We start from the raw sequence: 6,916 nt of genomic DNA, 5'->3' as shown, positions 1-6,916 counted from the left end.
GCTGCGGCCCACCCCCGCCGACGCTCGATCATCTCGGTGGCCACATCGGGCAGCCACGCGGACGCCGTACCGCTGTCGTCGCTGCCGGAGGCGAACAGGTGCGGGGCCAGCTGCGCCTGGAGGTCGGCGGGGGTGGGCCGCAGCGTGGCGTCCATCTGCATGCACGACTCGATCAGCGGTCTCAGCTCGTCCGGCAGCCCTTCGAGGTCCGGGCCCTCGCGCAGCAGCATGAAGACCGTCTCGACGGGATTGGCGCCGTGGAAGGGCGCGTGCCCGGTCGCGGCGAAGACCAGGGTGGAGCCGAGCGAGAAGATGTCGCTGGCGCCGGTCACGCTGCGCGAGTCGCGCGCCTGCTCGGGCGACATGTAGGCGGGGGTGCCGACGGCGACGTTGGTCATGGTCAGCCGGGTGTTGGAGACCCCGGAGGCGATGCCGAAGTCGATGACCCGCGGCCCGTCCTCGACCACCAGGACGTTCGACGGCTTCAGGTCGCGGTGGACGAGATTGGCTCCGTGGATCGACTGGAGCGCCTCGGCGATGCCCGCCGCCAGCCAGCGCACGGCCTGGGTGGGCATGGGCCCGCACTCACTCACTATCTCTTCCAGCGAGGGAGCGGGCACATAGGCCGTGGCGAGCCAGGGCACCGCGGCCCGGGGGTCGGCGTCCACCACGGCGGCGGTGTAGAACCCGCTGACGGCGCGGGCGGCCTCCACCTCCCGTGTGAAGCGGACCCGGAACAACTGGTCCTCGGCAAGCTCGGTACGTACCGTCTTGATCGCCACCCGGCGGCCCGACGCCGAGCGCGCGAGATAGACCAGCCCCATGCCGCCGGCTCCGAGTCTCATCAGCACCTCGAAAGGGCCGATTCGCCTCGGGTCGTGCTGCGTCAGCTGCTCCACTTGCCTGCCACCTCCCCGTACGGGCCACAAAGGTACGGCCCCATGTGGCCCCTGATTCTTCCTGTCGGAGGCGGCGGTTGCGAACCCGGGGGCGGATCGGGGTGTCTCATCACGATCCGGACACAGGGCTCTCGTCTGCTCCGCTTCTCTTCCGGTCCGCCCCCGTTCTACTCCGGTTCGGGCCCGGCCTCGGCTCCCGCCCCGCCCTTCGGGCCAACCGGATCCGCCGCCCCTGACAGTACGGCGAAGGACGCGCCCTGGTTGTCGACAAGCACCGACATCCGCCCGTGCGGGATGCCGAACGGCGGCGCGGTGACCCGGCCGCCGAGCCGGACCGCCGTCGCCGCCGTCTCGTCGCAGTCGGCGACCGAGAAGTAGCAGAGGAAGTGGCCGGGCAGCTCCGCGGGGAAGGCGTCCGTGATCACGCTGCGGCCGCCGATCGCGCCCGCCTCCCCCGGCTCCGCGCCCGGCGGGGACCACATGCGGAAGTCGATGGCGGCGCCGGGCAGGTCGGTGCCCCGGAAGCCGAGGACGGACTCGTAGAAGGGGTCCACGCGCGCTTTGTCCCGGGTGTACAGCTCCGTCCAGCAGAAGGATCCCGGCAGGCCGGTCCGCTCGAATCCCGGGTCGTCGCCCGCCTGCCGGATCCCGAAGACCGTCCCGGCGGGATCGGCCGCCTGGGCGATCGACGCGGACCGCCCGAGAGCCAGCGGACCGCGGACCAGGGTGCCCCCGGCCGCCGTGATCCGTCGGCTGAGCCCGACGATGTCGGCGGTGGCGAAGTAGACGCCCCAGGTGGTGGGCATCCTGCCGTCCTTCTTGGCGACGAGCCCGGCGACCCGCCGCCCCTCGCGGAACGCCTCCGCGCCACGACCGGCCGTCGTGTCGGAGGTCTCCGAGAAGGTCCACCCGAACAGCTCTCCGTAGAAGCGCTTTCCCGCCTCCAGATCGGGGAGCGACACATCCACCCAGCACGGTGTGGATTCCGCGAATGCGGCCATTGACCCGGATCCCTTCCCTGTGGACCTCGCCGACCCCGCCGGTGCCCTCGTCCGCACACCGCGTCCGCGCACCGCGTCCGGGCACCGCGTCCGGGCACGTCACCCGGGCCCGTCGCCCCGGCACGTCACCCGGGCCCGTGGCCCCGACACGTCGTCCCGGCACCTCGCCGCCCGTGGATCCCACCGGCCTTGTGGATACCTGGCGCCCGTCACAGCCAAGCTAATGCGCCCCGGGCGGGCGCGCAGCGGGAGAAATAGAACAATTGATTCATTATCCCAGGGTGAACCGCCCGCCACCCCGAGTTATCCACCGAAGTTGTCCACAGGCTGTTGATAACACTATTCATACCGGGACCTGGCCCCGGTCCGCCCGCCCACCTCGCCGGAGGCGTCCCGGGCGACGCTCCGAGCCCCTGCGCGAGAGGGCCGGTTCCCCATTTGCAGTCGGCCAAATCGCGCGGGGATCACCCCTCGGTAAGCTGACGGCATGACAGGACAAGTGCGCACCGTCGACGGCCGCGTGGCTGGTCGACGCGGACAAGCGACGCGGCAGAAGCTGCTCGACTGCCTCGGCGAGATGCTCAGCTCCTCGCCGTACCGGGACGTCAAAGTCATCGACGTCGCCCGGAAGGCGGGCACTTCACCCGCGACCTTCTACCAGTATTTCCCGGACGTCGAAGGCGCCGTCCTCGAAATCGCCGAGGAAATGGCCAAGGAGGGCGCCGGGTTGACCGGACTGGTCTCGGGCCGCTCCTGGGTCGGCAAGGCGGGCTGGCAGACGTCGGAGGACCTGGTCGAAGGGTTCCTCGACTTCTGGCGCAGACACGACGCGATCCTCCGGGTGGTCGATCTGGGCGCGGCGGAGGGGGACAAGCGGTTCAACAAGATCCGTCTCAAGATCCTTAACTCCGTGACCAACTCCCTTACCGATTCGGTCAAGGAGTTGCAGTCCAAGGGCAAGATCGACAAGGACGTCAGCCCCGCGGCGCTGGCCGGCTCGCTCGTCGTGATGCTCTCGGCCGTGGCCTCGCACCAGAAGAACTTCCAGAGCTGGGGCGTCAAGCAGGCGGAACTGAAGCCGAACCTGGCCCTGTTGGTCCACCTCGGCATCACCGGCAAGAAGCCCACCAGGTAAAAACCGTACGCCCCGAGCACGGCCCGCGCACGCCCCGAGCACCACCGACACACGCCTCACGCACGCCTCACGCACGCCTCACGCACTTCCTCGGCGTCAGCAGGCAGCCTCCTCAGCCGCCCCCGGTCCCCACCCGGTACAGCAAGCACGCCACCTCTCGCACCACACTCCTCCACCTCCCAGGGCGAGCGCCCTCCTACGGCCACGGGTTGAATGGCCCGTATGACCCGTACGAACGACGACGCCCGCGACGCCCGCGACCCCGGCGGCGTCCCTCGCAGCGACGACCAGGAGACCTTCCGCGCGCTCCTGCGCGCGCAGCGCGTCTGGGACACCGCACTGCCCGCCTTCGATCCGGCCTCCGCTCCGGCCGATCCGCTCCCGCTGTTCCACCGCTGGTTCGCCGAGGCGGTCGCGGCCGGACAGCCGGAACCGCACACGATGACGCTCGCGACCGCCGACGAAACAGGCCGTCCCGACGTACGCACCCTGATGCTGCACGACGCCGACGCGCGCGGCTGGCACTTCGCCTCCCACGCGACCAGCCGCAAGGGCCGCCAGTTGGCGGTACGGCCCGAGGCCGCGCTGGGCTTCTACTGGGCGGCGCGGGGCCGCGCCGTACGGGTCAGGGGCCCGGTGCGCGCCGCGAGCGCCGAGGCGAGCGGCGCGGATCTGCGGGCCCGCTCGACGGGCGCGCTGGCCGCCGCCCTGGTGGGCCGGCAGAGCGAAGTCCTCGACTCGGCGGCGGACCTGGCGCGCGCGAGCGAGGCGGCCTGGGAGCGCGCGCGGCGCGAGCCGGACGCGGAGGCGGCGTCGTGGACGGCGTATGTCCTCGCACCGGCCGAGGTGGAGTTCTTCCAGGGGGACGAGCGCAGACGGCACGTCAGGCTGCGCTACCGGCGCGCGGACACGGACACGAGCGCGGGCGCGCGCACGGACACGGGCGCGGACACGGACACGAGCGCGGCGGACGGCTGGGTACGGGAGTTGCTCTGGCCGTGACACGGAGCCCGTGACGCCGGGCGGGCTCCACCCGGCAGGCGGCACCCGGGGAGGGCGGCAGTCGGCGGGGCGGCAGTCGGCGGGCGGCACCGTGCTCGCGACCCGGCGCGAGCACGTCTCGACTTCCGCCCCGCGCACTCCTCATGGCCCCGTTCTCCCCCTCTCCGCACCAGCGTGATCGATTCGCAACCGATTCCCTTCTTGACCGAGACCCAACAAGTGGGGAGACGATTACGCTCAGACCTCATGTGTGCCGATTTCGACCTCACCCACGACCGCCCCGTATATGTCATCGGCGGCGGGCCAGGGGGGCTCGCGGTCGCCGCCGCACTGCGCGCACGCGGAGTGCGGGCCGTCGTGCTGGAGAAGTCCGACGCCGTCGGCGCCTCGTGGCGCGGCCACTACGAACGGCTGAGGCTGCACACCACCCGCGCCAGGTCGGCGCTGCCCGGACTCGCGATGCCGCGCTCCTTCGGCCGCTGGGTGGGACGCGCGAACGTCGTCCGGTACCTGGAGAAGTACGCGGAGCACCACGCGCTGGAGATCGTCACCGGCGTCGAGGTCACCCGGATCGAGCGCTCGCCCGACGGCGCGGGCTGGCTGCTGCGCGCGACGGGCGGCCGGGAGCTGACCGCGCGCGCGGTGGTCGTGGCGACCGGTTTCAACCACACCCCGAAGGTGCCGTCCTGGCCGGGCCGGGAGGCGTACGAGTCGTCCGGCGGCGAACTGCTGCACGCGGGCGCGTACCGCGACGCCGAGCCCTACGCGGGCAAGGACGTCCTGGTCGTCGGCGTCGGCAACACGGGCGCGGAGATAGCCGTCGACCTCGTGGAGGGCGGCGCGGCGCGGGTCCGGCTCGCCGTCAGGACCGTTCCGCACCTCGTGCGCCGCTCCACGCTGGGGTGGCCGGCGCAGCTGAGCGGCATCCTGGTGCGCCGACTGCCGACCCGGCTGGTCGACGCGGTGTCCGCGGCGCAGGCGCGCATCGCCGTCCCCGACCTCTCCGCCCAGGGCCTGCCGCGCCCGACCACCGGCCTGTACTCCCGGGTGCGCGAGGGCGCGATCCCGGTGCAGGACGTGGGGCTGATCAAGGCGGTACGCCGGGGCCGCGTCGAGCCGGTCGCCGCGGTCGACTCCTTCGCGCGGGAGGCGGTCGTCCTCGCCGACGGCTCCCGGATCACCCCCGAGGTCGTCATCGCGGCCACCGGCTACCACCGCGCGCTGGAGGGGCTGGTGGGCCATCTGGACGTGCTGGACGCCCGGGGCCGCCCGACGGTCCACGGCGGACGCACCCCCCGGCAGGCGCCGGGCCTCTACTTCACCGGCTTCACCAACCCGATCAGCGGCATGTTCCGCGAACTGGCGATCGACGCGCGCCGCATCGCCAGGGCGCTGAGCCGTCAGGCCCGCACGATCGAGTGAACGCGGGGCTCGCGGCAGGGGCACGGCGCCCGGCCCTGCCGCTTCTGGCGGGCCCGCCTCAGCGCTGCGGCCCCGCCTCAGCTCCCTCCGGCCCCGCCTCGGCGCTGCGGCCCCCGCCTCAGCGCTCCGGCCGCGGCTCGACGGCGCTCGCGAGGCGTTCGACCGGGCTTCCTGGGTCCGTGCCACTGCCGCCCCGGCCGCCCGCCGCCGCCCGCCGCCGGATCACCAGGGCCATCACGGCAGCCACCGCGCACAGCGCCCCGGACGCGTACCAGACCACGTCGTACGAGCCGAAGACGTCCCTGGCCACACCGCCCGCGAAGGCGATGACGGCCGCGCCGACCTGGTGGGAGGCGAGGACCCAGCCGAAGACGATGGCGCTGTCGTCCCCGTAGTGCTCGCGGCACAGGGCGACCGTCGGCGGGACCGTGGCCACCCAGTCGAGGCCGTAGAAGACGATGAAGAAGACCATCGGCGGATGGACGGACGGCGCCAGCAGCATCGGCAGGAACAGCAGCGAGACACCGCGCAGCGCGTAGTAGACGGCCAGCAGGCGGCGCGCGTCGAAGCGGTCGGTGAACCAGCCGGACGCGATCGTGCCGACGACGTCGAAGACCCCGATCACCGCCAGCAGCGAGGCCGCCGCCGTGATGGGCATCCCGTGGTCGTGCGCCGCCGGTACGAAGTGGGTCTTCACCAGGCCGTTCGTGGAGGCGCCGCAGATCGCGAAGGTACCGGCCAGCAGCCAGAACGGCCCCGTACGGGCCGCCCTGGCCAGCACCGAGAGCGCCCGGCGCGCGGCCCCGGGCACCGGCGCGGGCTTCGGTACGAAGGCGGGCGCGCCGTACGGCGGCAGCCCCACGTCCGCCGGATGGTCCCGCAGCAGCAGCCATACGAGGGGGACGACGGCGAGCGCGGCCAGCGCGACCGTGATCGCGGCCGGGCGCCAGCCGTGCCGCTCCACCAGCCAGGACAGCAGCGGCAGGAAGACCAGCTGCCCGGAGGCGCCCGCCGCCGTGAGGATGCCGGTGACCAGGCCGCGCCGGGCCACGAACCAGCGGTTGGTGACCGTCGCCGCGAAGGCCAGCGCCATCGAACCGCTGCCCAGGCCGACCAGGATCCCCCAGTACAGCACCAGCTGCCAGGCCGCGGTCATCCACACCGTCAGCACCGAACCGGCCGATATGAGCGTCAGCGCCACCGCGACGACCCGCCGGATGCCGAAGCGGTCCATGAGCGCGGCGGCGAACGGCGCGGTCAGCCCGTACAGCGCCAGATTGACCGAGACGGCGAAGCCGATCGTCCCGCGCGACCAGGCGAACTCGCTGTGCAGGGGCTCGATCAGCAGTCCTGGCAGCGAGGCGAAGGCCGCCGCGCCGATGACCGTCACGAAGGTGACCGCGGCGACGATCCACGCCCGGTGCACCCGGGGCGGCGGGCCCGCGCCGAGCGGGGGC

Annotated in this window: 6 protein-coding genes; 3 read left to right on the top strand and 3 right to left on the bottom strand. The window is 72.9% G+C overall.

The genetic code is table 11. The features are described from left to right. Both DVH02_RS18480 and DVH02_RS18475 read right to left on the bottom strand, forming a co-directional pair. On the bottom strand, positions 1-845 hold an 845-nt coding region (locus tag DVH02_RS18480), incomplete at its 3' end, for a serine/threonine-protein kinase (protein WP_233518309.1). Positions 846-1,066: 221 nt separating this feature from the next. Further along, the gene (locus DVH02_RS18475; protein ID WP_114624924.1) at positions 1,067-1,900 is read right to left on the bottom strand and encodes a VOC family protein; all 834 of its coding nucleotides are present in this window, start codon (positions 1,898-1,900) and stop codon (positions 1,067-1,069) included. Between the two features lie 487 nt (positions 1,901-2,387). Here DVH02_RS18475 and DVH02_RS18470 point away from each other — a divergent pair, with 487 nt between their 5' ends. From DVH02_RS18470 to DVH02_RS18460, 3 genes are all read left to right on the top strand, one after another. Then, on the top strand, positions 2,388-3,035 hold the full coding sequence (locus DVH02_RS18470) for a TetR family transcriptional regulator (RefSeq protein ID WP_114624923.1): 648 nt from the start codon (positions 2,388-2,390) through the stop codon (positions 3,033-3,035). Positions 3,036-3,257: 222 nt separating this feature from the next. Further along, complete coding sequence (locus tag DVH02_RS18465; protein ID WP_114624922.1) at positions 3,258-4,037, top strand: pyridoxine/pyridoxamine 5'-phosphate oxidase; 780 nt, start codon at positions 3,258-3,260, stop codon at positions 4,035-4,037. A gap of 246 nt (positions 4,038-4,283) precedes the next feature. Continuing rightward, positions 4,284-5,459, top strand: coding sequence for a flavin-containing monooxygenase (locus tag DVH02_RS18460; RefSeq protein ID WP_114624921.1), 1,176 nt, complete (start codon positions 4,284-4,286; stop codon positions 5,457-5,459). A 118-nt stretch (positions 5,460-5,577) separates the two neighbouring features. Here the strand turns inward: DVH02_RS18460 and DVH02_RS18455 are convergent, their stop codons facing one another. Beyond that, the gene (locus DVH02_RS18455; RefSeq protein ID WP_233518310.1) at positions 5,578-6,885 is read right to left on the bottom strand and encodes an MFS transporter; all 1,308 of its coding nucleotides are present in this window, start codon (positions 6,883-6,885) and stop codon (positions 5,578-5,580) included. Positions 6,886-6,916: the final 31 nt, after the last annotated feature.

The organism is Streptomyces corynorhini, assembly GCF_003346515.1.
Classification (GTDB): Bacteria; Actinomycetota; Actinomycetes; order Streptomycetales; family Streptomycetaceae; genus Streptomyces; species Streptomyces corynorhini.
The sequence above is the reverse complement of the archived record's forward strand: the minus strand, read 5'-3'. Positions and strand labels throughout refer to the sequence as shown.